The organism is Burkholderia sp. AW33-5, from assembly GCF_053427615.1.
Window position 1 is genome coordinate 13,984 of the sequence record NZ_JBSAXA010000030.1, and the last position, 25,748, is coordinate 39,731.

Annotated in this window: 23 protein-coding genes and 1 riboswitch; of the genes, 21 read left to right on the plus strand and 2 right to left on the minus strand. The window is 67.2% G+C overall.

The genetic code is table 11. The features are described 5' to 3' along the window. Positions 1-25 precede the first annotated feature (25 nt). Complete coding sequence (gene ugpQ, locus ACV22V_RS29315) at positions 26-790, plus strand: glycerophosphodiester phosphodiesterase (protein WP_448016270.1); 765 nt, start codon at positions 26-28, stop codon at positions 788-790. 164 nt (positions 791-954) lie between these two features. On the opposite strand, the gene ACV22V_RS29320 is transcribed toward ugpQ, so the two are convergent. After that, positions 955-1,686: an OmpW/AlkL family protein gene (locus tag ACV22V_RS29320; RefSeq protein ID WP_059692376.1), complete on the minus strand. Its 732-nt coding sequence runs from the start codon at positions 1,684-1,686 to the stop codon at positions 955-957. 193 nt (positions 1,687-1,879) lie between these two features. Here ACV22V_RS29320 and ACV22V_RS29325 point away from each other — a divergent pair, with 193 nt between their 5' ends. From ACV22V_RS29325 to thpR, 5 genes are all read left to right on the plus strand, one after another. Continuing rightward, positions 1,880-2,593 carry a transposase gene (locus ACV22V_RS29325; protein ID WP_059467849.1) on the plus strand — a complete coding sequence of 238 codons (714 nt, stop codon included), beginning with the start codon at positions 1,880-1,882 and terminating at the stop codon, positions 2,591-2,593. A gap of 288 nt (positions 2,594-2,881) precedes the next feature. Next, complete coding sequence (locus tag ACV22V_RS29330; RefSeq protein ID WP_059820882.1) at positions 2,882-7,585, plus strand: glutamate synthase-related protein; 4,704 nt, start codon at positions 2,882-2,884, stop codon at positions 7,583-7,585. Positions 7,586-7,670: 85 nt separating this feature from the next. Further along, positions 7,671-9,137 (plus strand): glutamate synthase subunit beta, encoded by a 1,467-nt coding sequence (locus ACV22V_RS29335; RefSeq protein WP_059535614.1) that lies wholly within the window; start codon positions 7,671-7,673, stop codon positions 9,135-9,137. A 307-nt stretch (positions 9,138-9,444) separates the two neighbouring features. Continuing rightward, positions 9,445-10,935 (plus strand): alanine/glycine:cation symporter family protein, encoded by a 1,491-nt coding sequence (locus tag ACV22V_RS29340; RefSeq protein ID WP_059702564.1) that lies wholly within the window; start codon positions 9,445-9,447, stop codon positions 10,933-10,935. Further along, positions 10,932-11,480, plus strand: a complete 549-nt coding sequence (gene thpR, locus ACV22V_RS29345) for an RNA 2',3'-cyclic phosphodiesterase (protein ID WP_448016271.1) — start codon at positions 10,932-10,934, stop codon at positions 11,478-11,480. The genes ACV22V_RS29340 and thpR overlap by 4 nt, the downstream gene beginning before the upstream one ends. 67 nt (positions 11,481-11,547) lie before the next feature. Here thpR and ACV22V_RS29350 read toward each other — a convergent pair whose 3' ends face one another. Beyond that, positions 11,548-13,317, minus strand: a complete 1,770-nt coding sequence (locus ACV22V_RS29350; RefSeq protein ID WP_059535620.1) for an ABC transporter ATP-binding protein/permease — start codon at positions 13,315-13,317, stop codon at positions 11,548-11,550. 269 nt (positions 13,318-13,586) lie between these two features. Then, positions 13,587-13,710, plus strand: a riboswitch (TPP riboswitch). A gap of 234 nt (positions 13,711-13,944) precedes the next feature. Between ACV22V_RS29350 and ACV22V_RS29355 the strand changes: the two genes are divergently transcribed. The 15 genes from ACV22V_RS29355 (at position 13,945) to hisG (ending at position 25,726) form a co-directional block, all read left to right on the plus strand. Further along, positions 13,945-15,081 carry an FAD-dependent oxidoreductase gene (locus ACV22V_RS29355; RefSeq protein WP_448016272.1) on the plus strand — a complete coding sequence of 379 codons (1,137 nt, stop codon included), beginning with the start codon at positions 13,945-13,947 and terminating at the stop codon, positions 15,079-15,081. Between the two features lie 32 nt (positions 15,082-15,113). Continuing rightward, entirely contained in the window at positions 15,114-15,311 is a 198-nt protein-coding gene (gene thiS / locus ACV22V_RS29360) for a sulfur carrier protein ThiS (RefSeq protein ID WP_014898319.1), read from the plus strand. Between the two features lie 39 nt (positions 15,312-15,350). Then, on the plus strand, positions 15,351-16,166 hold the full coding sequence (locus ACV22V_RS29365) for a thiazole synthase (RefSeq protein ID WP_039322226.1): 816 nt from the start codon (positions 15,351-15,353) through the stop codon (positions 16,164-16,166). After that, positions 16,163-17,287: a thiamine phosphate synthase gene (gene thiE, locus ACV22V_RS29370; protein ID WP_448016273.1), complete on the plus strand. Its 1,125-nt coding sequence runs from the start codon at positions 16,163-16,165 to the stop codon at positions 17,285-17,287. The genes ACV22V_RS29365 and thiE overlap by 4 nt, the downstream gene beginning before the upstream one ends. 84 nt (positions 17,288-17,371) lie before the next feature. Beyond that, on the plus strand, positions 17,372-18,193 hold the full coding sequence (locus tag ACV22V_RS29375) for an ABC transporter ATP-binding protein (RefSeq protein WP_059535623.1): 822 nt from the start codon (positions 17,372-17,374) through the stop codon (positions 18,191-18,193). Beyond that, the gene (mlaE, locus tag ACV22V_RS29380; protein WP_059535625.1) at positions 18,190-18,957 is read left to right on the plus strand and encodes a lipid asymmetry maintenance ABC transporter permease subunit MlaE; all 768 of its coding nucleotides are present in this window, start codon (positions 18,190-18,192) and stop codon (positions 18,955-18,957) included. Before ACV22V_RS29375 ends, mlaE begins: the two co-directional genes overlap by 4 nt. Before the next feature lie 24 nt (positions 18,958-18,981). Further along, complete coding sequence (gene mlaD / locus ACV22V_RS29385; protein ID WP_059692370.1) at positions 18,982-19,542, plus strand: outer membrane lipid asymmetry maintenance protein MlaD; 561 nt, start codon at positions 18,982-18,984, stop codon at positions 19,540-19,542. A 32-nt stretch (positions 19,543-19,574) separates the two neighbouring features. After that, complete coding sequence (locus tag ACV22V_RS29390; RefSeq protein ID WP_059692369.1) at positions 19,575-20,540, plus strand: MlaA family lipoprotein; 966 nt, start codon at positions 19,575-19,577, stop codon at positions 20,538-20,540. A gap of 110 nt (positions 20,541-20,650) precedes the next feature. Further along, entirely contained in the window at positions 20,651-21,280 is a 630-nt protein-coding gene (locus ACV22V_RS29395; RefSeq protein ID WP_059535680.1) for an MlaC/ttg2D family ABC transporter substrate-binding protein, read from the plus strand. Beyond that, a complete protein-coding gene (locus tag ACV22V_RS29400) occupies positions 21,277-21,552 on the plus strand; it encodes an STAS domain-containing protein (protein WP_059535629.1) in 276 nt (91 codons plus the stop codon). Before ACV22V_RS29395 ends, ACV22V_RS29400 begins: the two co-directional genes overlap by 4 nt. A 192-nt stretch (positions 21,553-21,744) precedes the next feature. Then, complete coding sequence (locus ACV22V_RS29405; protein WP_059535631.1) at positions 21,745-22,671, plus strand: ABC transporter ATP-binding protein; 927 nt, start codon at positions 21,745-21,747, stop codon at positions 22,669-22,671. Next, positions 22,668-23,423, plus strand: coding sequence for an ABC transporter permease (locus tag ACV22V_RS29410; protein ID WP_059535633.1), 756 nt, complete (start codon positions 22,668-22,670; stop codon positions 23,421-23,423). The genes ACV22V_RS29405 and ACV22V_RS29410 overlap by 4 nt, the downstream gene beginning before the upstream one ends. A 50-nt stretch (positions 23,424-23,473) precedes the next feature. Next, a complete protein-coding gene (locus ACV22V_RS29415; RefSeq protein WP_006477131.1) occupies positions 23,474-23,713 on the plus strand; it encodes a BolA family protein in 240 nt (79 codons plus the stop codon). 13 nt (positions 23,714-23,726) lie between these two features. Continuing rightward, positions 23,727-25,076, plus strand: a complete 1,350-nt coding sequence (murA, locus tag ACV22V_RS29420) for a UDP-N-acetylglucosamine 1-carboxyvinyltransferase (RefSeq protein ID WP_059535635.1) — start codon at positions 23,727-23,729, stop codon at positions 25,074-25,076. After that, positions 25,073-25,726, plus strand: coding sequence for an ATP phosphoribosyltransferase (gene hisG / locus ACV22V_RS29425; protein WP_006751807.1), 654 nt, complete (start codon positions 25,073-25,075; stop codon positions 25,724-25,726). Before murA ends, hisG begins: the two co-directional genes overlap by 4 nt. Positions 25,727-25,748 lie beyond the last annotated feature (22 nt).

Below are 25,748 nucleotides of genomic sequence, written 5' to 3' on the forward strand. Positions count from 1 at the left end.
TGACGCACCCGCAGAGAGGCGCACGATGACTTTCCGTTCCGACTGGCCTTATCCGCGCGTCGTCGCCCATCGCGGCGGCGGCACGCTCGCGCCGGAGAACACGCTCGCCGCGTTCGACGAAGGCGCGCGGCGCGGTCACCGGATGGTCGAGTTCGACGCGAAGCTGTCCGCCGACGACGTGAGCTTCCTGCTGCACGACGACACGGTCGACCGCACGTCGAACGGCAGCGGGCCGGCAGCGGGCATGCGCTACGCGGCGCTGGCCGCGCTCGACGCCGGCGCCTGGTTCGACGCGCGTTTCGCGGGCGAGCGGATGCCGACGCTCGAGGCGGCGGCGGCGCGCTGCATCGCGCACGGGCTGGCGGCGAACGTCGAGATCAAGCCGTGCCCGGGCCGCGAGCGCGACACGGGGCAGCGGGTGGCGGCCGATGCGGCCGCGTACTGGCACGGCGCCGCCGTGCCGCCGCTGCTGTCGTCGTTCTCGTTCGACGCGCTGCAACAGGCGCGCGCAAGCGCACCGGCGCTGCCGCGCGGGATGCTGTACGAGGCGGTGCCGGACGACTGGCACGCGCAGGTCGTCGGCGCGCTCGGCTGCGTATCGTTGCATGCGAACCACAAGACGCTCGACGAACCGCTCGTGCGCGCGATCAAGGCGGCCGGGCTGCGCATCCTGGTCTACACGGTCAACGACCTCGCCCGGGCGCGCGAACTCGTGCGCTGGGGCGTCGATGCGGTCTGCACGGACCGCATCGACCTGATCGGCCCCGATGCACTGGACGACATCACGTAGCGACCGGTCCCGCGCGATGGTGGATGCGGGAAAACCCTGAGACAAAAAAACGACGCCCCGGCGGGATTTCCGCCGGGGCGTTTTGCGTCGAGGAGACGTTACGTCACGAAAAATCCGCTACAAATTGCAGCAGGATTAACCATTCCCCAAATATTCGACTACGCTTAGAAGCGGTAGCCGACGTTCAGGTACGTGACGATCGGGTTGAGCGAGATCTTCGCTTTCGACGTTTCGGTCAGGGTGCCGACCGGCGTCCGGCGGGCGGTCGTGAAGGTCGCGGTCACGCTGACCGGGATGTACGAGATCGACAGGCCCCCGAACCAGTGCTTCGTGAAGTTGTACGTGAAGCCGGCGTTGAGCACGGGCGCCCACTGGTTGCTGGTCGTGGCGCTGGTCGGGCCGCCGAGCACGCCGTTCTCGAAGCTGCTGTTCGTGATCTTTGCGCCGGTGAACCAGACATACGTCGCGCCGACGCCGAGATACGGACGGAACTTCGCGTTGGCGTCGTTGAAGTGATAGCGAAGCAGGACGGCGGGGCTCCACTGGTACGCACGGCCGAGTACGCCGAACTTTTCGAACTGACCCTTGCCGGTAATGTCGAACTTCGGCGGTATCCCCATGACGAGCTCGGTGGAGATGTGGTCGGTGACGAAGTAGCCAGCGGCGAGCCCGAGCGTATCGGCGTCGTTGATGCCGGCGCCGGTGTTGGGAATCGATTGGTTGATGGGCGTGCCGCCGACGCGGTACAGGAACAGCGGATCGCTGCTGTCCTGCGGCGACAGGTGGAACCAGCCGGTGCTGACGTAGAAATCACCTGCGGATTGTGCTTGTGCCGCACCGCTCGCAAACGTGAATGCGAGCGCTGCAGCCCCCGTAATGGCCAGTTTTCGTTTCATTGTGTCTCCTCCGATCTAAGGCGTGCTCATTATGACGACTGCGTTTAAAACCAAACAAGCTCGTAAGTTAGAGTTTTCACCCTAGGATTAGTACGACCGTACGCTTCCGCGCCCCGCCGGGATTGGCATTCTACGCAGGTGCGCAATTTCGGACCTTCGGGTATTTCCTAACGCGTTCAAACGGACATTCAGCATGGCACGGTTAGCACGACTCTACGTTCCCGACCAGCCGCAGCACGTGATACTGCGCGGCCTGGATCAGCAACCCGCGTTCGTCGACGACCAGGACTACGAACTCTTCATCGATTGTCTGAAGGCCGCGGCACGCGATCATCACCTTTCGGTGCATGCCTACGTGCTGCTTCCGCGTCAGGTGCAGCTCCTCGTGACGCCGAGCGACGAGGCAAGCCTGCCGAAGGCGATGCAGGCGGTCGGTCGCCGCTACGTCGCGCATTTCAACCGACGTTATTCGCGTCGCGGCACCTTGTGGGAAGGCCGCTATCGCGCGACCGTGATCGAAGGCGAGCGCTATTTCCTGCTCGCGAGCCGCGTGGTCGAGATGAGCCCGGTGCGCTCGCAGCTGGTCGCGACGGCCGACGCCTATCGCTGGTCGAGCTATCGGCACCACGTCGGGCTCACCGTCGACAGCCTGATCACCGACCATCCGCTCTACTGGGCACTCGGCAACACGCCATTCGATCGTCAGCGTGCGTACAAGGAGCTCTGCGAGCAGCCGCTCGACGAGCGGCAGGCCGACCAGCTCCAGCAAGCGACGCTGAAGGGCTGGGTGCTCGGCGGCGAGAACTACCGCGAGTGGGCGGCGCGCACCGCGAACCGCCGCGTGTCGCCGCTGCCGCGCGGACGCCCCAGAAAGGTGCGTGAAAATACCCCGCCGATCCAGCAGTAACGCGGGAAAGGCGGATCACGAGGCGGCGCCGCGGGCGCCGCTTCTTTTTGCACCAAAACGATACGGCCCCAATAAAACGGCACCAGATCAGAGCATGCGTTTAATTGGGGTTCGATAAAGCGGTTTTTGTTGCTATTCCTTTGATTCGTCGCGTATATTCCGAATTCCGGTGGCCCGGGTGAAGCTCGCCCAACCACTGTCGGCCGTGCCGTCTCCCGTCGGGAGCGGGATCGACGGCAACAAAAAATGGTTCAACGGCCCTCGCGGCCCCTTTACGACGGTGTCCCCATGAACGACCACCAGCAGCCGCTCGCCGCGGTGCCCGCCGCACAAGGTCTGTACGACCCGCAAAACGAACACGACGCCTGCGGCGTCGGCTTCGTCGCTCACATCAAGGGCAAGAAGAGCCACGAGATCATTCAGCAGGGTCTGAAGATCCTGGAGAACCTCGATCACCGCGGCGCGGTCGGTGCCGATCCGCTGATGGGCGACGGCGCCGGCATCCTGATCCAGATTCCGGATGCGTTCTATCGCGAGGAAATGTCGAAGCAGGGCGTGACGCTGCCGCCGGCCGGCGAATACGGGGTCGGGATGATCTTCCTGCCGAAGGAAAACGCGTCGCGTCTCGCGTGCGAGCAGGAGCTCGAGCGGACGGTGCGGGCAGAAGGTCAGGTCGTGCTCGGCTGGCGCGACGTGCCGGTCGACCATGCGATGCCGATCTCGCCGACCGTGAAGGCGAGCGAGCCGCTGATCCGCCAGATCTTCATCGGGCGCGGCAAGGACATCATGGTGACGGACGCGCTCGAGCGGAAGCTGTACGTGATCCGCAAGACCGCGAGCCACCGCATCCAGGCGCTCAAGCTCAAGCACGGCAAGGAATACTTCGTGCCGTCGATGTCGGCGCGCACGATCGTCTACAAGGGGCTGCTGCTGGCGGGCCAGGTCGGCGTGTACTACCGCGACCTGCAGGACGAGCGCGTCGTGTCGGCGCTCGCGCTCGTGCACCAGCGCTTCTCGACCAACACGTTCCCGGCATGGGAGCTGGCTCACCCGTACCGGATGATCGCGCACAACGGCGAGATCAACACCGTGAAGGGCAACGTGAACTGGCTGAACGCGCGTACCGGCGCGATCGCGTCGCACGTGCTCGCCGACGACCTGCCGAAGCTGTGGCCGCTGATCTACCCGGGCCAGTCGGACACCGCGTCGTTCGACAACTGTCTCGAACTGCTGGTGATGGCCGGCTACCCGCTCGTGCACGCGGTGATGATGATGATCCCGGAAGCCTGGGAACAGCACACGCTGATGGATGAGAACCGCCGCGCGTTCTACGAATACCACGCCGCGATGATGGAGCCGTGGGACGGCCCCGCCGCGATCGCGTTCACGGACGGCCGCCAGATCGGCGCGACGCTCGACCGCAACGGCCTGCGCCCGGCGCGCTACATCGTGACCGACGACGACCTCGTGATCATGGCGTCGGAAGCCGGCACGCTGCCGATCCCCGAATCGAAGATCGTCAAGAAGTGGCGCCTGCAGCCGGGCAAGATGTTCCTGATCGACATGGAACACGGCCGCATCATCGACGACAAGGAACTCAAGGACAACCTCGCGAACGCGAAGCCGTACAAGAGCTGGATCGACGCCGTGCGCATCAAGCTCGACGAGATCGAGCCGAAGGCCGAGGACGTCGCGGCCGGCCGCACGCAGGGCGCGGCGCTGCTCGATCGCCAGCAGGCGTTCGGCTACACGCAGGAAGACCTGAAGTTCCTGATGGCGCCGATGGCGCAGCAGGGCGAGGAAGCCGTCGGCTCGATGGGCAACGACTCGCCGCTCGCGGTGATGTCGAACAAGAACAAGACGCTCTATCACTACTTCAAGCAGCTGTTCGCGCAGGTCACGAACCCGCCGATCGACCCGATCCGCGAGAACATGGTCATGTCGCTCGTGTCGTTCATCGGCCCGAAGCCGAACCTGCTCGACACGAACAACATCAACCCGCCGATGCGTCTCGAAGTGTCGCAGCCGGTGCTCGACTTCAAGGACATCGCGAAGATCCGCGCGATCGACCAGTACACGGGCGGCAAGTTCAGCGCATACGAACTGAACATCTGCTATCCGGTCGCATGGGGCAAGGAAGGCATCGAGGCACGCCTCGCGTCGCTGTGCGCGGAAGCCGTCGACGCGGTCAAGTCGGGCTACAACATGCTGATCGTGTCGGACCGCAAGACGGACGCCGAGCACGTCGCGATTCCGGCGCTGCTCGCCACGTCGGCGATCCACACGCACCTCGTCCAGCAAGGGCTGCGCACGAGCACGGGCCTCGTCGTCGAGACGGGCTCGGCGCGTGAGACGCACCACTTCGCGCTGCTCGCGGGCTATGGCGCGGAAGCCGTGCACCCGTACCTCGCGATGGAAACGCTCGCGAAGATGGCGGAAGGCCTGCCGGGCGACCTGTCGCCGGAGAAGGCGGTCTACAACTTCACGAAGGCGGTCGGCAAGGGCCTGCAGAAGGTGATGTCGAAGATGGGCATCTCGACGTACATGTCGTACACGGGCGCGCAGATCTTCGAAGCGCTCGGCCTGTCGAGCGACCTCGTCGAGAAGTACTTCAAGGGCACGGCCTCGAAGGTCGGCGGCATCGGCCTGTTCGAAGTCGCGGAAGAGGCGATCCGCCTGCACCGCGATGCGTTCGGCGACAACCCGGTCCTGCGCGACATGCTCGACGCGGGCGGCGAGTACGCGTACCGCGTGCGCGGCGAAGACCACATGTGGACGCCGGACTCGATCGCGAAGCTCCAGCACGCGACGCGCAGCAACTCGTACCAGACGTACAAGGAATACGCGCACCTGATCAACGACCAGACCAAGCGTCACATGACGTTCCGCGGCCTGTTCGAGTTCAAGGTCGAGCCGACCAAGGCGATCCCGATCGACGACGTCGAGCCGGCGAAGGACATCGTCAAGCGCTTTGCGACGGGCGCGATGTCGCTCGGTTCGATCAGCACCGAAGCGCACGCGACGCTCGCGATCGCGATGAACCGGATCGGCGGCAAGTCGAACACCGGCGAAGGCGGCGAGGACGAGAAGCGCTACCGCAACGAACTGCGCGGCATTCCGATCAAGTCGGGCGAGACGTTGAAGTCGGTGATCGGCGACGAGATCGTCAGCGACATTCCGCTGAAGGACGGCGATTCGCTGCGCTCGAAGATCAAGCAGGTCGCGTCGGGCCGCTTCGGCGTCACCGCCGAGTACCTTGCATCGGCCGACCAGATCCAGATCAAGATGGCGCAGGGCGCGAAGCCGGGCGAAGGCGGCCAACTGCCGGGCCACAAGGTGTCGGAATACATCGGCAAGCTGCGTTACTCGGTGCCGGGCGTCGGCCTGATCTCGCCGCCGCCGCACCACGACATCTACTCGATCGAGGATCTGGCGCAGCTGATCCACGACCTGAAGAACGTGAACCCGAGCTCGAGCATCTCGGTGAAGCTGGTGTCGGAAGTCGGCGTCGGCACGGTCGCGGCCGGTGTCGCGAAGGCGAAGGCCGATCACGTCGTGATCGCCGGCCATGACGGCGGCACGGGCGCATCGCCGCTGTCGTCGGTCAAGCATGCGGGCACGCCGTGGGAACTCGGCCTCGCCGAAACGCAGCAGACGCTGGTGCTGAACCGCCTGCGCGGCCGCATCCGCGTGCAGGCTGACGGCCAGATGAAGACGGGCCGCGACGTCGTGATCGGCGCGCTGCTCGGCGCGGACGAATTCGGCTTCGCGACGGCGCCGCTCGTCGTCGAGGGCTGCATCATGATGCGCAAGTGCCACCTGAACACGTGCCCGGTCGGCGTCGCGACGCAGGATCCGGTGCTGCGTGCGAAGTTCAAGGGCCAGCCCGAGCACGTCGTGAACTACTTCTTCTTCGTCGCCGAGGAAGTGCGCGAGATCATGGCGCAGCTCGGCATCGCGAAGTTCGACGACCTGATCGGCCGCGCCGACCTGCTCGACACCCGCAAGGGCATCGAGCACTGGAAGGCGAAGGGCCTCGACTTCTCGCGCGTGTTCTACCAGCCGGAAGAGTGCGAGGACGTCGCGCCGCGTCACGTCGACGTGCAGGATCACGGCCTCGAGCGCGCGCTCGACCACGTGCTGATCGAGAAGGCGAAGGCCGCGATCGAGAACGGCGAGCACGTGTCGTTCATCCAGCCGGTGCGCAACGTGAACCGCACGGTCGGCGCGATGCTGTCGGGCGTGATCGCGAAGAAGCACGGCCACGACGGCCTGGCCGACGACGCGGTGCACATCCAGCTGAAGGGCACGGCCGGCCAGAGTTTCGGCGCGTTCCTCGCGAAGGGCGTGACGCTCGACCTCGTCGGCGACGGCAACGACTACGTCGGCAAGGGCCTGTCGGGCGGCCGGATCATCATCCGTCCGACCAACGACTTCCGCGGCAAGTCCGAGGAAAACATCATCTGCGGCAACACGGTGATGTACGGCGCGATCGAAGGCGAATCGTTCTTCCGCGGCGTCGCGGGCGAGCGCTTCTGCGTGCGTAACTCGGGCGCGACGGCGGTCGTCGAAGGCACGGGCGACCACGGTTGCGAATACATGACGGGCGGCACGGTCGTCGTGCTCGGCGAAACCGGGCGCAACTTCGCGGCCGGCATGTCGGGCGGTCTCGCGTACATCTACGATCCGGAAGGCACGTTCGCGGCGAAGTGCAACAAGTCGATGGTCGCGCTCGAGCCGGTGCTGCAACAGGCCGAGCAGGAGCGCACGGTCGACCGCGCGCTCTGGCATGAGGGCACGACGGACGAAGCGTTGCTCAAGGGGCTCGTCGAGCGTCATTTCCAGTTCACGGGTTCGCCGCGCGCGAAGTCGCTGCTGGAAAACTGGGACGCGGCGCGCCGCCAGTTCGTGAAGGTGTTCCCGCACGAATACAAGCGCGCGCTGGGCGAGATCGGTGCGAAGAAGGCGGCGAAGGAAGTGCTGGCCGCCTGAGCGACGAACGACATAGCGAATGCCGCGCGCGCATGATTGCCGCGCGCGGCTCCCCCACCCGATACACCGAACAGAAGAGCACCTTATGGGCAAGGCAACCGGTTTTCTGGAGTTCGAACGCCGCCACGAGGCGTACGAAGCACCGCTCACGCGCGTGAAGCACTACAAGGAATTCGTCGCGGCACTGACCGACGCGGACGCGAAGGTCCAGGGCGCGCGCTGCATGGACTGCGGCATCCCGTTCTGCAACAACGGCTGCCCGGTCAACAACATCATCCCGGACTTCAACGATCTCGTTTACCGCCAGGACTGGCAGCAGGCGATCGAAGTCCTGCATTCGACCAACAACTTCCCCGAGTTCACGGGCCGCATCTGCCCGGCGCCGTGCGAGGCAGCCTGCACGCTCGGGATCAACGACGATCCGGTCGGCATCAAGTCGATCGAGCACGCGATCATCGACAAGGCCTGGGCGGAAGGCTGGGTGAAGCCGCTGCCGGCCGAGCACAAGACGGGCAAGAAGGTCGCGGTCGTCGGTTCCGGCCCCGCGGGTCTCGCGGCCGCGCAGCAGCTCGCGCGCGCCGGCCACGACGTGACGGTGTTCGAGAAGAACGACCGCATCGGCGGCCTGCTGCGTTACGGGATCCCCGACTTCAAGCTCGAGAAGTGGCTGATCGATCGCCGCATGCGCCAGATGGAAGCGGAAGGCGTGACGTTCCGCACCAGCGTGTTCATCGGCAAGGACGCGCTGCCGGACTCGATCGGCAACATGGCGAAGGAAACCATTTCGCCGGAGACGCTGAAGGAAGAATTCGACGCGGTCGTGATCGCGGGCGGCTCGGAAACGCCGCGCGATTTGCCGGTGCCGGGCCGCGAGCTGGCCGGCGTGCATTTCGCGATGGACTTCCTGCCGCAGCAGAACCGCGTGAATGCGGGCGACAAGCTCGTCGACCAGCTGCTCGCGAAGGGCAAGCACGTGATCGTGATCGGCGGCGGCGATACGGGTTCGGACTGCGTCGGCACGTCGAACCGTCACGGCGCGAAGCAGGTCACGCAGTTCGAACTGCTGCCGCAGCCGCCGGAAGAGGAAAACAAGCCGCTCGTGTGGCCGTACTGGCCGATCAAGCTGCGCACGTCGTCGTCGCACGAGGAAGGATGCGAGCGTGACTGGGCGGTCGCGACGAAGCGTCTCGAAGGCAAGAACGGCAAGGTCGAGAAGCTGATTGCGGTGCGCGTCGAGTGGAAGGACGGCAAGATGCAGGAAGTGCCGGGCTCCGAGTTCGAGATGAAGGCCGACCTGGTGCTGCTCGCGATGGGCTTCACGCAGCCGGCAGCCACCGTGCTCGAGGCGTTCGGCGTCGCGAAGGACGCACGCGGCAACGCGCGCGCGGCGACCGAAGGCGATCGCTCGTACTACACGTCGGTCGACAAGGTGTTCGCGGCAGGCGACATGCGCCGCGGTCAGTCGCTCGTCGTCTGGGCGATCCGCGAAGGCCGCCAGTGCGCGCGCTCGGTCGATGCGTACCTGATGGGGCATTCGGAACTGCCGCGCTGAGCTGAAGCGCGCGAGCGGGTTTCGAGGAAAACCGGGCGTCCGAATGGGCGCCCGGTTTTTTTATGGTGCGGCGTTCTGCCGATATTCAATCGTCCGCAGGCAGGCAGCCGTCGTCCGCTGTCGCCGCGCCACGCGCCCCGCATCTTTCCGAAGCGTCGCCTAACCTGATCACATCAGGCGTCGATGTTCCGCGATCCGGAAACCTTTCGTTTTGTAATAATCCTTGGAAATTGTCATATCATGTCGCCCGACCGGCCGCGTTCGCGCGGCCGCCGCATTTGACTGACCCCATTTACAAGGACTCTGAATGGAAGCATTCGTGCATGGGCTGATCGACGCCGTCAACGGCGTGCTGTGGAATTACGTGCTGATCGCGCTGCTGCTCGGCGCCGGCGCGTGGTTCACGTTGCGGTTCCGGATGATCCAGCTGAAGGCGCTGCTCCTCAGCATCAAGCTGGTCGGCAGCAAGGGCGAGCCGGGCAGCATCTCGTCGTTCCAGGCGTTCGCGACCGGGCTCGCGAGCCGCGTGGGCACCGGCAACATCGCCGGCGTCGCGGTCGCGCTGACGGTCGGCGGGCCGGGCGCGATCTTCTGGATGTGGATGACGGCGCTCGTCGGGATGTCGTCGGCGTTCGTCGAAGCGACGCTCGCGCAGATCTTCAAGGTGTCGCATCCGGACGGCAGCTATCGCGGCGGCCCCGCGTACTACATCCAGACGGGCCTGCGCTCGCGCGGCTTCGGCGTGCTGTTCTCGCTGTCGCTGATCCTCGCGTTCGGCTTCGTGTTCAACGCGGTGCAGGCCAACGCGATCGCCGATGCGTTCCATACGTCGTTCGGCTGGAGCCGCGAGACGGTCGGCCTCGGCCTCGTGCTGCTCACCGCGCCGCTCATCTTCGGCGGGATTCGCCGCATCGCGTCGGTCGCGCAGGTGATCGTGCCGGTGATGGCGATCGGCTACCTCGCGCTGGCCGTCTACGCGGTCGCGACGCACGTCGCGCTGGTGCCGGGCGTGATCGCGCTGATCGTGAAGAGCGCGTTCGGGCTCGAGCAGGCGGCGGGCGGCCTGACCGGCTATGCGGTCAGCCAGGCGGTCGCGATGGGCGTGAAGCGCGGATTGTTCTCGAACGAGGCCGGCATGGGCAGCGCGCCGAACGCGGCGGCGACCGCGAGCGTGCGGCATCCGGTCGTGCAGGGGCTGATCCAGATGCTCGGCGTGTTCGTCGACACGATCGTGATCTGCAGCGCGACCGCGTTCGTGATCCTGCTGTCGGGCCAGTACGAACTCGGCGCCGGCATGGAGGGCGCGGCGCTCACGCAGCGCGCGATCGCGAGCCACGTCGGCGACTGGGGCGGCATCTACATGGCCGTTGCGATCTTCTTCTTCGCGTACTCGTCGGTGATCGGCAATTACGCCTACGCGGAAGGCAACGTCGACTTCATCACGAAGCGGCGCGGCGTGCTGCCGCTGTTCCGCATCGCGGTGCTCGGCATGGTGATGTTCGGCAGCGTCGGGCAACTGCCGCTCGTATGGGCGATGGCCGATACGAGCATGGGGCTGATGGCGATCATCAACCTGGTCGCGATCCTCGCGCTCGGCAAGTATGCGCATGCCGCGTGGCGCGACTATCGCCGCCAGCGCGCGGAGGGTATTGCCGATCCGGTGTTCACGCGCAACACGATTCCCGAGCTCGCGCGCGTGCTGCCGGCCGACGTGTGGGGCGAGCACGGCCCGCTGCCGCAGCGTCCGGTGTCGGCCGATGCGGTGGCCGAGGCGCGCGTGGCGGTGCGCGAGTCATGAACGGCGACCGGCTCCGTGCGTTCGTCGCGCTGATGCCCGATGCGGCATCGCGCGACGCGCTGCACGCGCTGCCGGTCACCCGAGGCGCGCGGCGCACGCTGCCCGCGCAACTGCACGTGACGCTCGCGTTCATCGGCGCGATCGAACGCGCGCGTTGCGACGCGCTGGCCGCACGCCTGCCGGCGCTCGCGGCCGCGCATGCGCTGCCGATGCAGCCGGTCGAGCGGATTGCGTGGTGGCCGAGCCTGCCGCGCGCGAGACTGATCGTCGCGGAACTCGCGCCCGATCCCGCCTGTGCGGCGCTGAATGCCGACTTGTCCGCGCTGCTGCTCGAACTGGGCGTGCCGGCCGACCGCCGGCCGTTCAGGCCGCACGTCACGCTCGCGCGGCTGCCGCGCGACGCGGACGGGCAGCCCGCGCACGGCGGTGCGACCGGGCGGCCGGTCGCGCTGCGTTTCGTCGCGCTGACGTTGTTTGAAAGCCGGCTGTCGCACGACGGCGTGTCGCATGTGCCGATCGTGTCGGTGCCCGTCGGGCGGGTGTAGCGGGAAGGCGGGCGGGACGAGGAAGAGAACAAGGCCGGCGCGGTATGCGCCGGCCTTTTTGTTTCGGTTACGCGGCGACCTTGTCGCTGTCGTTCACACGTTCGACGTTGATCGTGCCGACGTGGAACGCGGCCAGCGATTCGCGATGCGCGATGCTGACAATCGCGGCTTTCGGCAGCCGTTCGGCGAGCAGGTGATAGAGCCGCGCTTCGTTGTCGGCGTCGAGCGCGCTCGTCGCTTCGTCGAGGAACAGGAAGTCGGGCTTGTGCAGCAGCACGCGCGCGCCGGCCAGACGCTGCTGTTCGCCCGGCGACAGCACGCGCGTCCAGTGGCCGGTTTCGTCGAGGCGGCCGACGTAGTCTTCCAGGCGGCACGCGCGCAGCGCGTCGCGGCACGCGTCGTCGGTGAACGCGTCGGGCGCGGCCGGATAGGTGAGCGCGGCCTTCAGCGTGCCGATCGGCAAGTAGCTGGTTTGCGGCACGAACATCATCCGCGCGCCGACCGGCGCGTCGATCGCCCCGTCGCCGAACGGCCACAGGCCCGCGAGCGCGCGCATGAACGTGCTCTTGCCGGAACCCGACTTGCCGACCACGAGCCAGCGCGAGCCGGGCTCGATCGTCACGTTGCCGATGTTCGCGAGCGCGTTGCCGTTCGGCAGCGCGAGCTTCAGCGACGACGTCGACAGCTTCGCGGCATCGACGTAGTGCAGGTTGATGCCGCCGTGCTCGGTCGCGGGCGACAGGCTTTCCTTCAGGTGCGACGTGCCCATCACGCGCTTGAATTCACGCAGACGGTTGACGGTCGCGCGCCATTCGACGAGGGTCGAGTAACTGTTGATGAACCACGAGAACGAATCGCTGACGGTGCCGAACGCGGACGCAATCTGCATCAGCACGCCGAACGAGAACGCGCCCGCGAAATAGCGCGGCGCCGCGACGACGAGCGGAAAGATGATCGCGATCTGACTGTAAAAGGCCGTGACGAACGTGAGGCGCTTCGTGTACTTCATCACGCGCCACCAGTTGTCGCGAATGCGCGTGAACAGCGTCTGCGCGGTGCCGATCTCGGTTTTCTCGCCGTCGTAGAACGCGATCTGCTCGGCGTTCTCGCGCACGCGGATCAAGCCGAAGCGGAAGTCCGCCTCGACGCGCTGTTGCTGGTAGTTGATCGACACGAGCGGGTGGCCGACCTTCTGGATGATCAGCGAGCCGACCACCGCATACAGCGCGGCCGCCCAAACCATGTACCCGGGAATGGCGACAGGCGTCGCGCCGAGCGTGATCGTCAGCGCGCCCGCGAGCGACCACAGGATCGTGATGAACGACACGAGCGTGACGACCGTCGACAGCAGGTCGAGCGACAACGTGAGCGTGGCCGTCGCGAACGACTGGAGGTCGTCGGTGATCCGCTGGTCGGGGTTGTCGGCGAGGCGGTCGCGCTCGATCCGATAGAACGCGCGATCGCCGAGCCATTGGCCGAGGAAGCGGTCGGTGAGCCACTGGCGCCAGCGGAACCCGAGCATCTGGCGCAGATAGCGGCCGTAGACGGCGAGGATGATGAATGCGAACGCGAATGCCGAGAACTGCATCAGCAGACCGGGGAAGTCTTGAACGTTCTTCGACTGCAGCGCGTTGTAGAACCCCACGTTCCACTTGTTCAGCTTGACGTTGATCCAGACCACGCAGAGATTGATCGCGATGATCGTGACCAGCAGCCCCCACGCGATTTTCCATTCGGACGACACCCAGTAGGGCTTGATGAGGCTCCACGCGGATACCGGGCGCTCGTCCTGCGGCGCGTCGGAGGCGGAGCGGACGGGATCGATCGATTGGGTCATGTGCTTCCTGATGAGTAGCCGGCGCGCGTGCCGGGCGGAGCCGGACGCGCGCCGCGATACGGTATGCCGGGACGGAGTGCCGACTGACGGCGGGCGTCCGGATGGTGACCCGCGCGTCTTAAACGGCACTTAAGGCCGGCGGTGACGCGGCAACCGGCCGCTCGCGCGGCCGGCCTGCGGGCATTGTGCCAGAGCGGCGCGACGCGACGGCGAATTTGCCGCAAGGGGGACAGTTTGCGGCGCTTTCCGCTTTTATGGTCTAATGGCCGACGACGAAACAGGGGTGCTTCGAGCGCGGCCGACGGACAGTTCCGGGCGACGCGGCGAGGCTGAGAAAGACCCTTCGCACCCGATCCGGGTAATACCGGCGAGGGAAGTTTCTGATCCCGCCGGGCCGCGCTGGCTGCCATCCCACATGGTCAGCGCCCGAGTCCCGCCCGGCCGGCCTTTGCTGCCGGTTTCGTCCTTTTGGGTACGCGCGTTGCGCGTTACGGAAGGAATGATGACCGCTCAATCTTCAGTCTTTTGCGCTGTTCCCGATCCGCTGTCGCGTGCGTCCGCACGGGACGGTGCGCGCGCGTCGACGTTCGTCGCACGCGCCCGCGCGGTTCGCGAGGAGGGCGCGCGATGAACCTCCACGCTTCCCGGCCCGATTTCGCGGTACTCGGCGGCGGCCTCGTCGGCCGTCTGATCGCGTGGCGGCTTGCGGGCGACGGGCATCGCGTCGCGCTGTACGAGCGCGGCGGCCCGGACGGCGAGCAGTCGGCCGCGTGGGTCGCGGCCGCGATGCTGGCGCCGCTCGCCGAGGCGGCGAGCGCCGAACTGCTGATCACCGAGCTCGGCGCGGCATCGCTCGCGCGCTGGCCGCAATGGCTCCCGGAACTGCCCGAACCTGTGTTCTTCCAGCAGCACGGCACGCTCGTCGTCTGGCATCAGGCGGATCGCGCCGAGGCGCCGCTGTTCGAGCGGCGCGTGCGCGCGAACGCGCCGGCCGAGCTGTTCGACGGTGGCTTCGTCGCGCTGGCCGGCGCGCAGGTCGACGCGGCCGAGCCCGCGCTCGCGGGGCGCTTCGCGCGCGGCCTGATGCTGCCGCGCGAGGGACAGCTCGACAACCGGCAGGCGCTGCGCGCACTCGCGGCGGGCCTCGCGCAACGCGGCGTCGAGCTGCACTGGCACGCGACGATCGACGACGCGAACCGGCCCGACGCGCATTTCACGATCGATTGCCGCGGGCTCGGCGCGAAATCCGCGCTGCCCGCGCTGCGCGGCATCCGCGGCGAAGTCGCGCGCGTGCACGCGCCGGGCATCGGGCTCACGCGGCCCGTGCGGCTGCTGCATCCGCGCTATCCGTTGTACATCGCGCCGAAACAGGACGACCTGTACGTGATCGGCGCGACCGAAGTGGAGGGCGAGGACATGTCGCCCGTCAGCGTGCGCTCGGCGCTCGAACTGCTGAGCGCGGCGTTTTCCGTGCACCCGGCGTTCGGCGAGGCGCGCATCCTCGAACTGAACGCGCAATGCCGCCCGACGTTGCCCGATCACCGCCCGGCGGTGATCTGGGACGGCGCGACGACGCTGGCCGTCAACGGCCTGTACCGGCACGGCTTCATGATCGCGCCGGAAGTCGCGCACGCGGCGGTCGCGTTCGCGCAAGCCGCGCTCGGCGGCGCATTCGCCGATGCCGACGCGTTCGCCGCATGGCGCGATGCCACGCGCTGGCCGACGCTCCTTCATCACCGCGACGACGCGCGCCAGCCGGCCTGACGCGCGCCGCCGACCGAATTCGATCAAGCCTCATGGATATCCAGATCAACCAACAGACGCTGACGCTGCCCGACGGCGCGACGGTGGCCGACGCGCTCGCCGCGTACGGCGCGCGTCCGCCGTACGCGGTCGCGCTGAACGGCAATTTCGTCGCGCGCACGCAGCATGCGGCGCGCGCGCTCGCGACGGGCGACAAGCTCGACGTCGTGCACCCCGTCGCGGGCGGCTGAGCGCCGCCGGTTCGCCCTCCGCTCTTCCAGGAAAACGACATGACGTCCCTCACTTCCGCCGACGCGCTGACGCTGTACGGCGAAACCTTCGCAAGCCGCGTGCTGCTCGGCACGTCGCGCTACCCGTCGCTGCAGTCGCTGTCCGATTCGATTGCCGCGTCGCGCCCCGGGATGGTGACGGTCGCGCTGCGCCGCCAGATGACCGGCGGCACCGCCGAGGCCGGCTTCTTCGATCTGCTCAAGCGTCACGCGGTGCCGCTGTTGCCGAACACGGCGGGCTGCCAGACCGTCGCCGAAGCGGTGACGACCGCGCACATGGCGCGCGAGGTCTTCGATACCGACTGGATCAAGCTCGAGCTGATCGGCGACGACTACACGCTGCAGCCCGACCCGGTCGGGCTGATCGAGGCGGCCGCGCAACTGGTCAAGGACGGCTTCAAGGTGCTGCCGTACTGCACCGAGGATCTCGTGATCGGCCGGCGTCTGCTCGACGTCGGTTGCGAGGCGCTGATGCCGTGGGGCGCGCCGATCGGCACCGGCAAGGGCGTCGTGAATCCGTACGGGCTGCGCGTGCTGCGCGAGCGGCTGCCGGACGTGCCGCTGATCGTCGACGCCGGGCTCGGCGTGCCGTCGCACGCATGCCAGGTGATGGAGTGGGGCTTCGACGGCGTGCTGCTGAACACGGCCGTGTCGCAGGCCACGCATCCGGAAATCATGGCGCGTGCGTTCGCGCAAGGCGTCGAGGCCGGCCGGGCGGCCTATCTCGCCGGGCCGATGGATGCGCGCGAGACTGCGCACGCGAGCACGCCGGTCGTCGGGATGCCGTTCTGGCACCAGGACGGGGGCGGCGCATGAGCGTGCGCTTCGCCGATGCATTCTGGCCGCCGGCCGACGAGCTGGCCGAAGCGGCCGAGCGGATTCGCGCCCGCCTGGGCGACTGGCCGACCGGCACGACGCCGTGGCGGCTGTGCGTCGCGGCGCCCGACGTGCCGGCCGACGGCGACGTGCTGATCGTGTCGGCCGGCGATCGTGCCGCGCAGGCGCGCGCGTCGGCTGCGTCGCGCCCCGCGTCGCCGGACGCGGTCGCGATCGAGTTCGACGAACACGGCGCGGTGCTGCATGCCGCGGGCGTGCGCCACGCGCTGGAAGCCGCGCATCCGCTCGCCGACGACTGGATCGCGGCGCTCGCGGCGTTCCTCGATTGCGGCTTCGCGCCGATCGACGCGCTGGTGCTCGCGCTCGCGTGGCGCGACGGCGACGAAGCGCGCGGGGCCGATGCGTGGCCGGTCGATGCCGCGCGGTTCCCGCGCGTCGCCGGCCTGGCCTCGGCACCCGAGCCCGCATTCCCGCCGTGCCCCGCGCAACTTGGCCTTTATCCGGTCGTCCCCGACGCCGAATGGGTCGAACGCGTGCTCGAGTGCGGCGTGCGAACCGTGCAACTGCGCGTGAAAGGCGCGGATCCGGACGCGTTGCGCCGGGAAGTCGCACGGGCGGTCGCGGCGGGGCGCCGTTATCCCGATGCGCGCGTGTTCATCAACGATCACTGGCAGATCACGATAGAAGAAGGCGCGTACGGCGTACATCTGGGTCAGGAGGACCTGGAAACGGCCGATCTGGCCGCGATCGCGCGTGCCGGCCTGCGGCTCGGGCTGTCGAGTCACGGTTATTACGAGATGTTGCGCGCGTTGCACGAGCGCCCGAGCTATCTGGCGCTCGGCCCCGTGTACGCGACCGCGACCAAGGCCGTCGCGGCGCCGCCGCAAGGCCTCGCGCGGATTGCCCGCTATGCGCGCTTCGCGGGCGCGCGGGCGCCGCTCGTCGCGATCGGCGGCGTGGGGCTCGACGCGTTGCCGGACGTGCTGGCGACGGGCGTCGGCAGCGTCGCGGTGGTCAGCGCGGTCACGGGCGCAGACGATTATCGGGCGGCGATTGTTGCGTTGCAGCAATGTTTTGCCCGACAATTTGACAATCATTGACCGCAGGGCTCGGAACGGCGTCACGACATCATTCCAATGCAGGCCCTATAATTCGGCGTTCTGCGTAAAAGGACTGTCAGCTCCGTGAGCCCCACTCCTACCGAGACACTGCTGGAACTTCGCGACGTCGACTTTGGCTACGGCGACCGCCTCGTCCTGTCGAACCTGAACATGCGCTTCGGGCGCGGCCAGGTCGTCGCCGTCATGGGCGGGTCGGGTTGCGGCAAGACGACCGTGCTGCGCCTGATCGGCGGCCTGGTGCGCGCACGCCGCGGCCAGGTGCTGTTCGACGGCGCCGACGTCGGCGCGCAGACGCGCGACGGCCTGTACGCGCTGCGCCGCAAGATGGGCATGCTGTTCCAGTTCGGCGCGCTGTTCACCGACATGTCGGTGTTCGAGAACGTCGCGTTCGCGCTGCGCGAACACACCGACCTGCCCGAAGACCTGATCCGCGACCTGGTGCTGATGAAGCTCAACGCGGTCGGCCTGCGCGGCGCGCGCGACCTGATGCCGTCCGAGGTGTCGGGCGGGATGGCGCGCCGCATCGCGCTCGCGCGCGCGATCGCGCTCGACCCGCAGCTCATCATGTACGACGAACCGTTCGCGGGCCTCGATCCGATCTCGCTCGGCATCACGGCGAACCTGATCCGCACGCTGAACGAGGCGCTCGGCGCAACGTCGATCCTCGTCACGCACGACGTGCCGGAATCGTTCGCGATCGCCGACTACGTGTATTTTCTGGCCAATGGCGGCGTGCTCGCGCAGGGCACGCCCGACGAGCTGCGCGCGTCGACCGACCCGAGCGTGCGCCAGTTCATCGACGGCGCGCCGGACGGCCCGTTCAAATTTCATTACACGAGCCCGCCGCTGGCTGCGGATTTCGGGCTCGGCGGAGGGCGCGCATGATCAGCGCGATCGGACGTTACGTCATCGGCGGCCTCGAGCGCGCGGGCTACGGCACGCGGCTGTTCGTGCGCCTCGTGCTGGAATTCTTCCCGCTGCTGCGCCGGCCGCGGCTGGTCACGAAGCAGATCCACTTCCTCGGCAACTATTCGTTCGTGATCATTGCCGTGTCGGGCCTGTTCGTCGGCTTCGTGCTCGGCCTGCAGGGCTATTACACGCTGAATCGCTACGGGTCCGAGCAGGCGCTCGGCCTGCTGGTCGCGCTGTCGCTGGTGCGCGAGCTCGGCCCGGTCGTGACCGCGCTGCTGTTCGCGGGCCGCGCGGGCACGTCGCTCACGGCCGAGATCGGCCTGATGAAGGCCGGCGAGCAGCTCACCGCGCTCGAGATGATGGCCGTCGATCCGCTCAAGACGGTGATCGCGCCGCGCCTGTGGGCCGGCATCATCGCGATGCCGCTGCTCACCGCGATCTTCAACGCGGTCGGCGTGCTCGGCGGTTATTTCGTCGGGGTCGTGCTGATCGGCGTCGATCCGGGCGCGTTCTGGTCACAGATGCAGGGCGGGGTCGAGGTGTGGGCCGACGTCGGCAACGGCGTGATCAAGAGCATCGTGTTCGGGTTCGCCGTGACCTTCATTGCACTGTTTCAGGGGTATGAAGCGAAGCCCACGCCCGAGGGCGTGTCGCGCGCGACGACCAAGACGGTCGTGTTCGCGTCGCTCGCCGTACTCGGCCTCGATTTCCTGCTGACCGCGCTGATGTTCAGCTAAGCCTCAGCCAAGCCAAATTTTGGGATGACGATGAAAAAGACTGCTCTCGACTTCTGGGTCGGCCTGTTCGTGGTGGTGGGGTTCCTTGCGGTGCTGTTCCTGGCGCTCAAGGTCGGCAACATGAGCTCGCTGTCGTTTCAGCCGACCTACTCGGTGCGGATGAAATTCGACAACATCGGCGGGCTGAAGCCGCGCGCCGCCGTGAAGAGCTCGGGCGTCGTGGTCGGCCGCGTGAAGTCGATCGCCTTCGACACCAACACCTACCAGGCGCTGGTGACGATCGATATCGACGGCCAGTATCCGTTCCCGAAGGATTCGTCGGCGAAGATCCTGACGTCGGGCCTGCTCGGCGAGCAGTACATCGGCCTCGATCCGGGCGGCGACACCGAAATGCTGAAGGCGGGCGATACGATCACGATGACGCAGTCGGCGATCGTGCTCGAGAACCTGATCGGCCAGTTCCTGTACAGCAAGGCAGCCGACGCGGGTGGCGCGAAGCCGGCATCGGGGGCCGCGGCCGCGCCGGCCGCACCCGCGCCGGTCGCGGTGCCGGCCTCCGCGGTGTCCGGTTCGACCGCCCAATAACCACACGAGAGAAAGACAAGAGGGTAATGACCATGCAGACGATCCGCATCAGGCACGCCGCGCTCGCGGTGGCGGCAGTCGCCGCGTTGAGCGGTTGCGCGACCGTGCAGACGCCGACCAAGGGCGATCCGCTCGAAGGCTTCAACCGGTCGATGTACAAGTTCAACGACACGGTCGACACGTACGCGCTGAAACCGGTCGCGAAGGGCTACCAGTACGTGGTGCCGCAGCCGGTGCGCGACAGCGTGACGAACTTCTTCTCGAACATCGGCGACGTCTACATCGCCGCGAACAACATCGTGCAGTTGCGAATCGCGGACGGCGTCGGCGACATCATGCGCGTCGTGATCAACACGGTGTTCGGCGTCGGCGGCCTGTTCGACGTCGCGACGATCGCGAAACTGCCGAAGCACACGGCCGACTTCGGGATCACGATGGGCCGCTACGGCATGCCGTCGGGCCCGTATCTCGTGCTGCCGCTGCTCGGCCCGAGCACGCTGCGCGACACGGCAGGCCTCGGCGTCGACTACGTGGGCAATCCGCTCACCTACGTGAAGCCGGACAGCCTGAGCTGGGGCTTGTTCGGCGTGAACCTCGTCAACACGCGTGCGAACCTGCTCGGCGCGGGCGACGTGCTGGATGCCGCGGCGCTCGACAAGTATTCGTTCGTGCGCAACGCGTACCTGCAGCGCCGCCAGATGCTGATCGACAACGCGCGCGGCGAGGCCTCGACGGCGTCGAGCAACGACGCGCTGCCGAAGTACGACCTGCCGGACGACGGCGCGGCACCGGCGGCAGCCGGCGCGGCGGGAACGGCGGGTGCGGCCGCGGTCGGCGGCGCGACGGCGCCGGCCGGCGCATCGGGCGCAGCCGTCGCCGCACCGGCGTCGGGCAGTGCCGAAGCACCGAACCCGGCCAGCGCGACGAACGTGCCGGCAATGCAGATGACGCCGCCCGCTCCGGGCGGGATTCGTTTCCCGAGCATCAAGCTGCACTGACCCATTTACATTCGTTACAGCCGGAAACGATTGAGTCGGCGGCGCACGCGAACTTGCGCGTAAGCTACCGGCTCCAACCTACGCATCGACTCTTCATGCAGGTCACTATGATGAAAAAACTGTTCCTGATCCCCGTTTTCGCGGCGCTGTTCTCGTTCGGCAGCGCAGCTCACGCGCAAGTCGACCAGTCGAACCCGCAGGCGCTGATCAAGACGGCGACGCAGCAGGTCCTCGACGAGGTCAAGCAGCAGACGATCAAGCAGGGCGACACCAACCGCATCATTACGATCGTCAACAAGGACATCCTGCCGTACACCGATTTCCGCCGCACCACGCAGCTCGCGATGGGGCGCAACTGGCGCACGGCATCGGCCGAGCAGCAGCAACAGGTTCAGGAGCAGTTCAAGCTGCTGCTGATCCGCACGTATTCGGGCGCGCTCGCGCAGCTGAAGCCGGACCAGCAGATCCAGTACCCGCCGTTCCGCGCCGATCCGGCCGACACCGACGTGGTCGTGAAGACGGTCGCGATGAACAACGGCCAGCCGGTGCAGATCGACTATCGCCTGTACAAGTCGGCGAATGGCTGGAAGGTGTATGACCTGAACGTGCTCGGCGCGTGGCTGATCCAGACGTACCAGCAGCAGTTCAACGAGAAGATCCAGCAAAGCGGCGTGGACGGCCTGATCCAGTTCCTGACGCAGCGCAACCAGCAACTTGCCGCCGGCAAGCAGGCGTCGTGAGCGCCTTCGAAGCAGGCTCTTCGCTGACCGTTGCGAGCGCGAAGTCCGCGCTCGCGGACGGTCTTGCGCGCATCGGCGCCGGCGCGACCGCCGTCGATTGCGCGGCGCTGACGCAGTTCGACTCGTCCGCGCTCGCCGTGCTGCTCGCATGGCAACGTGCCGCCAAAGCGCGCGGCGCGACCCTCGACCTCCTCAATCTCCCGCAGAAGCTCGCCAGCCTCGCGCGCGCCTACGGCGTCGACGCGCTCATCGACGGCACCGGGCGACATTGACCCTGTCCGACCTAAGCCTGCCGCGCCAGCCGGCGCGCGCACGCTTCAGGCCGCGCGCCGCCTGCGCCGGCCCCACCAGCCGGTTTGCCCTATAATCAAGCGTTTTGCGGGGCAGCCAATCGGCGTCCGGCCCCCATTTTCTTTCGCAGCAAGCACAGAATAGGCGTCGCGGCCCTTGCGCCGCGCACAGTCATGTCAGCCATAGAAATCCGTCACGTCAAGAAGCGCTACAAATCGCTTCAGGCGCTCAAGGGCGTCAGCCTGTCGGTCGAGGAAGGCGAGTTTTTCGGTCTGCTCGGCCCGAACGGCGCAGGCAAGACCACGCTCATCAGTATCCTCGCCGGGCTTGCCCGGGCCGATGAAGGCAGTATCTCGGTGCGCGGCCACGACGTCGTCAAGGACTTCCGCGATGCGCGCCGCGCGCTCGGCGTCGTGCCGCAGGAACTCGTGTTCGACCCGTTCTTCACCGTCCGCGAGACGCTGCGGATCCAGTCCGGCTATTTCGGGCTGCGCCACAACGACGACTGGATCGACGAAGTGATGGCCAATCTCGACCTCACCGAGAAGGCCGACGCGAACATGCGCGCGCTGTCGGGCGGGATGAAGCGCCGCGTGCTGGTCGCGCAGGCGCTTGTGCACCGGCCGCCCGTGATCGTGCTCGACGAGCCGACCGCCGGCGTCGACGTCGAACTGCGCCAGACGCTGTGGCAGTTCATCTCGCGGCTGAACCGCGAGGGCCACACGATCGTCCTGACCACCCATTACCTGGAAGAAGCCGAGTCGCTGTGCGACCGCATCGCGATGCTGCGTCGCGGTGAAGTCGTCGCGCTCGATCGCACCGACGCGCTGCTGCGCCGCTTCGCGGGCCTGCAGCTGTACCTGCGGTTCTCGACCGGCGCGCTGCCCGCCGAGCTGCGCGGGCTGGAGACCGATCCGGCCGCGCGCGCGCCGGGCGAGCATCTGCTGCGCCTCACGAGCTACGACGATGTCGAGCGCATCCTCGCGCAGTGTCGCGCGGCGGGTTGCACGTTCGACGAGATCGAGGTCCGCAAGGCCGACCTCGAGGATGTGTTCGTCCAGGTGATGAACGGGGCCGAGGTCATCGAGGGTCTGGCATGAGCGGTTTTCAAACGCTGTTCTACAAGGAACTCCTGCGCTTCTGGAAAGTGTCGTTCCAGACGGTGTGCGCGCCGATCGTGACGGCGCTGCTGTACCTGACGATCTTCGGCCATGCGCTGTCGGGCCGCGTCGAGGTGTATCCGGGCGTCGAGTACGTGAGTTTTCTCGTGCCGGGCCTCGTGATGATGAGCGTGCTGCAGAACGCGTTCGCGAACAGCTCGTCGTCGCTGATCCAGTCGAAGATCACCGGCAACCTCGTGTTCGTGCTGCTGCCGCCGTTGTCCTACAGGGACATCTTCGGCGCGTACGTCCTTGCGTCCGTCGTGCGCGGGCTCGCGGTCGGCACGGGCGTGTTCGTCGTGACGATCTGGTTTATCCCGATGCATTTCGCGGCGCCGTTGTTCATCATCGCGTTCGCGCTGCTCGGCTCGGCGATCCTCGGCACGCTCGGGCTGATCGCCGGCATCTGGGCCGAGAAGTTCGACCAGCTCGCCGCGTTCCAGAACTTCCTGATCATGCCGCTGACGTTCCTGTCCGGCGTGTTCTATTCGACGCACTCGCTGCCGCCCGTGTGGCGCGAGATCTCGCGTCTTAACCCGTTTTTCTACATGATCGACGGCTTCCGTTACGGGTTCTTCGGCGCGTCCGACATCAACCCGCTCACGAGCCTCGCGATCGTCACCGGTTTCTTCGTGCTGCTCGCGATGTTCGCGATGCGGCTGCTCGCGACCGGCTACAAACTGCGTCATTGATATCGACGGCGGCGGCCGCCACGGGCGGCGCGCGCCGACAGGAGCCCCTCATGTTGCCGACTCCCGAACAGGTCAAGCAATACATCGCCGGCGGTCTCGCCTGCACTCATCTGGAAGTCGAAGGCGACGGCCAGCATTTCTTCGCGACGATCGTGTCGGCGGCCTTCGAAGGCAAGCGGCCGATCCAGCGGCACCAGCTCGTTTATGCGGCGCTCGGCGATCGCATGAAGCAGGAAATTCACGCGCTCAGCATGAAGACGCTGACGCCCGCCGAATGGCAGAACGCATAACCGGAACCACTGAGTGCAAGTCACCGTCAACGAGCGCGACGCCGTCCAGAGCGTCGCCACGGCACACCCGGCCGCCAACGGGGAATCGCAGGGACATGGGATGGACAAGCTGGTGATCGAAGGCGGTCGCCGGTTGTCGGGCGAGATCGTCGTGTCGGGCGCGAAGAACGCCGCGCTGCCGATCCTGTGCGCGGGGCTGCTCAGCGCCGAGCCGGTCGAACTCGACAACGTGCCGAACCTGAAGGACGTGCGCACCACGCTGAAGGTGCTGAACCAGATGGGCGTGAAGAGCGAAACGGACGGCTGCCGCGTGCAGCTCGACGCGTCGCGCGTCGACAACCTCGTCGCGCCGTACGAGCTCGTCAAGACGATGCGCGCGTCGATCCTTGTGCTCGGGCCGCTGCTCGCGCGCTTCGGCGAGGCGAAGGTGTCGCTGCCGGGCGGCTGCGCGATCGGCGCGCGGCCGGTCGACCAGCACATCAAGGGCCTGCAGGCGATGGGCGCCGAGATCAGCATCGAGCACGGCTTCATCGAGGCGCGCGCGAAGCGTCTGAAGGGCGCGCGCATCGTGACCGACATGATCACGGTGACGGGCACGGAAAACCTGCTGATGGCCGCGACGCTGGCCGATGGCGAGACGGTGATCGAGAACGCGGCGCGCGAGCCGGAAGTGAGCGATCTCGCGCACCTGCTGGTCGCGATGGGCGCGAAAATCGACGGCATCGGCACCGACCGCCTCGTGATCCAGGGTGTCGAGCGGCTGCATGGCGCACGCCATTCGGTGATTCCCGACCGCATCGAGGCCGGCACGTTCCTGTGCGCGGTCGCGGCGGCGGGCGGCGACGTGATGCTGACGGGCGTGCGCCCGCACATCCTCGACGCGGTGATCGACAAGCTGCGCGAGGCCGGCGTGTCGATCGAGGAAGGCGACAGCTGGCTGCGCGTGAAGATGGACCGCCGCCCGTCGGCGGTGACGATCCGCACGTCGGAATACCCGGCGTTTCCGACCGACATGCAGGCGCAGTTCATGGCCCTCAATTCGGTCGCGACGGGCACCGCGCAGGTCGTCGAGACCATTTTCGAGAACCGCTTCATGCACGTGCAGGAGCTGAACCGGCTCGGTGCGAACATCACGATCGACGGCAACACGGCGCTCGTGACCGGCGTCGACAAGCTGTCCGGCGCGAACGTGATGGCGACCGACCTGCGCGCGTCGGCGAGCCTCGTGATCGCCGGGCTGCGCGCCGAAGGCGAAACGCTCGTCGACCGCATCTATCACCTGGACCGCGGCTACGACCGCATGGAAACCAAACTGACCGCCGTCGGCGCGAACGTGCGCCGCCTCTCCGGGAGCCAAGCATGACCGCGCCGCTGACCCTCGCCCTGTCGAAGGGCCGGATTTTCGAGGAAACCCTGCCGCTGCTGGCGGCCGCCGGCGTGCAGGTGGCCGAGGATCCGGAAACGTCGCGCAAGCTGATCCTGCCGACGACCGATCCGAACCTGCGCGTGATCATCGTGCGCGCGAGCGACGTGCCGACCTACGTCGAATACGGCGCGGCCGATTTCGGCGTGGCCGGCAAGGACGTGCTGGTCGAGCACGGCGGCTCGGGCCTGTACCAGCCGATCGATCTGAACATTGCGCGCTGCCGGATGTCGGTGGCGGTGCCGGCCGGTTTCGACTATGCGAACGCGGTGCGCCAGGGCGCGCGCCTGCGGGTCGCGACCAAATACGTCGAAACGGCACGCGAGCACTTCGCCGCGAAAGGCGTGCACGTCGACCTGATCAAGCTGTACGGCTCGATGGAACTGGCGCCGCTGGTCGGGCTGGCCGACGCGATCGTCGACCTCGTCAGCTCGGGCGGCACGCTGAAGGCGAACAATCTGGTCGAGGTCGAGGAGATCATGGCGATCTCGTCGCGCCTCGTCGTGAACCAGGCTGCGCTGAAGTTGAAGCGCGCGGCGCTCAAGCCGATTCTCGACGCGTTCGAACGCGCGTCGCAGAATGGCAATTGAGCGCATCACCGTAACGGAATTC

Bases quoted from the DNA above. Each gene is read 5' to 3' on its own strand.
- ugpQ (WP_448016270.1), top strand. From the start codon at position 26: ATGACTTTCCGTTCCGACTGGCCTTATCCGCGCGTCGTCGCCCATCGC.
- ACV22V_RS29320 (WP_059692376.1), bottom strand. From the start codon at position 1,686: ATGAAACGAAAACTGGCCATTACGGGGGCTGCAGCGCTCGCATTCACG.
- ACV22V_RS29325 (WP_059467849.1), top strand. From the start codon at position 1,880: ATGGCACGGTTAGCACGACTCTACGTTCCCGACCAGCCGCAGCACGTG.
- ACV22V_RS29330 (WP_059820882.1), top strand. From the start codon at position 2,882: ATGAACGACCACCAGCAGCCGCTCGCCGCGGTGCCCGCCGCACAAGGT.
- ACV22V_RS29335 (WP_059535614.1), top strand. From the start codon at position 7,671: ATGGGCAAGGCAACCGGTTTTCTGGAGTTCGAACGCCGCCACGAGGCG.
- ACV22V_RS29340 (WP_059702564.1), top strand. From the start codon at position 9,445: ATGGAAGCATTCGTGCATGGGCTGATCGACGCCGTCAACGGCGTGCTG.
- thpR (WP_448016271.1), top strand. From the start codon at position 10,932: ATGAACGGCGACCGGCTCCGTGCGTTCGTCGCGCTGATGCCCGATGCG.
- ACV22V_RS29350 (WP_059535620.1), bottom strand. From the start codon at position 13,317: ATGACCCAATCGATCGATCCCGTCCGCTCCGCCTCCGACGCGCCGCAG.
- ACV22V_RS29355 (WP_448016272.1), top strand. From the start codon at position 13,945: ATGAACCTCCACGCTTCCCGGCCCGATTTCGCGGTACTCGGCGGCGGC.
- thiS (WP_014898319.1), top strand. From the start codon at position 15,114: ATGGATATCCAGATCAACCAACAGACGCTGACGCTGCCCGACGGCGCG.
- ACV22V_RS29365 (WP_039322226.1), top strand. From the start codon at position 15,351: ATGACGTCCCTCACTTCCGCCGACGCGCTGACGCTGTACGGCGAAACC.
- thiE (WP_448016273.1), top strand. From the start codon at position 16,163: ATGAGCGTGCGCTTCGCCGATGCATTCTGGCCGCCGGCCGACGAGCTG.
- mlaE (WP_059535625.1), top strand. From the start codon at position 18,190: ATGATCAGCGCGATCGGACGTTACGTCATCGGCGGCCTCGAGCGCGCG.
- mlaD (WP_059692370.1), top strand. From the start codon at position 18,982: ATGACGATGAAAAAGACTGCTCTCGACTTCTGGGTCGGCCTGTTCGTG.
- ACV22V_RS29390 (WP_059692369.1), top strand. From the start codon at position 19,575: ATGCAGACGATCCGCATCAGGCACGCCGCGCTCGCGGTGGCGGCAGTC.
- ACV22V_RS29395 (WP_059535680.1), top strand. From the start codon at position 20,651: ATGAAAAAACTGTTCCTGATCCCCGTTTTCGCGGCGCTGTTCTCGTTC.
- ACV22V_RS29405 (WP_059535631.1), top strand. From the start codon at position 21,745: ATGTCAGCCATAGAAATCCGTCACGTCAAGAAGCGCTACAAATCGCTT.
- ACV22V_RS29410 (WP_059535633.1), top strand. From the start codon at position 22,668: ATGAGCGGTTTTCAAACGCTGTTCTACAAGGAACTCCTGCGCTTCTGG.
- ACV22V_RS29415 (WP_006477131.1), top strand. From the start codon at position 23,474: ATGTTGCCGACTCCCGAACAGGTCAAGCAATACATCGCCGGCGGTCTC.
- hisG (WP_006751807.1), top strand. From the start codon at position 25,073: ATGACCGCGCCGCTGACCCTCGCCCTGTCGAAGGGCCGGATTTTCGAG.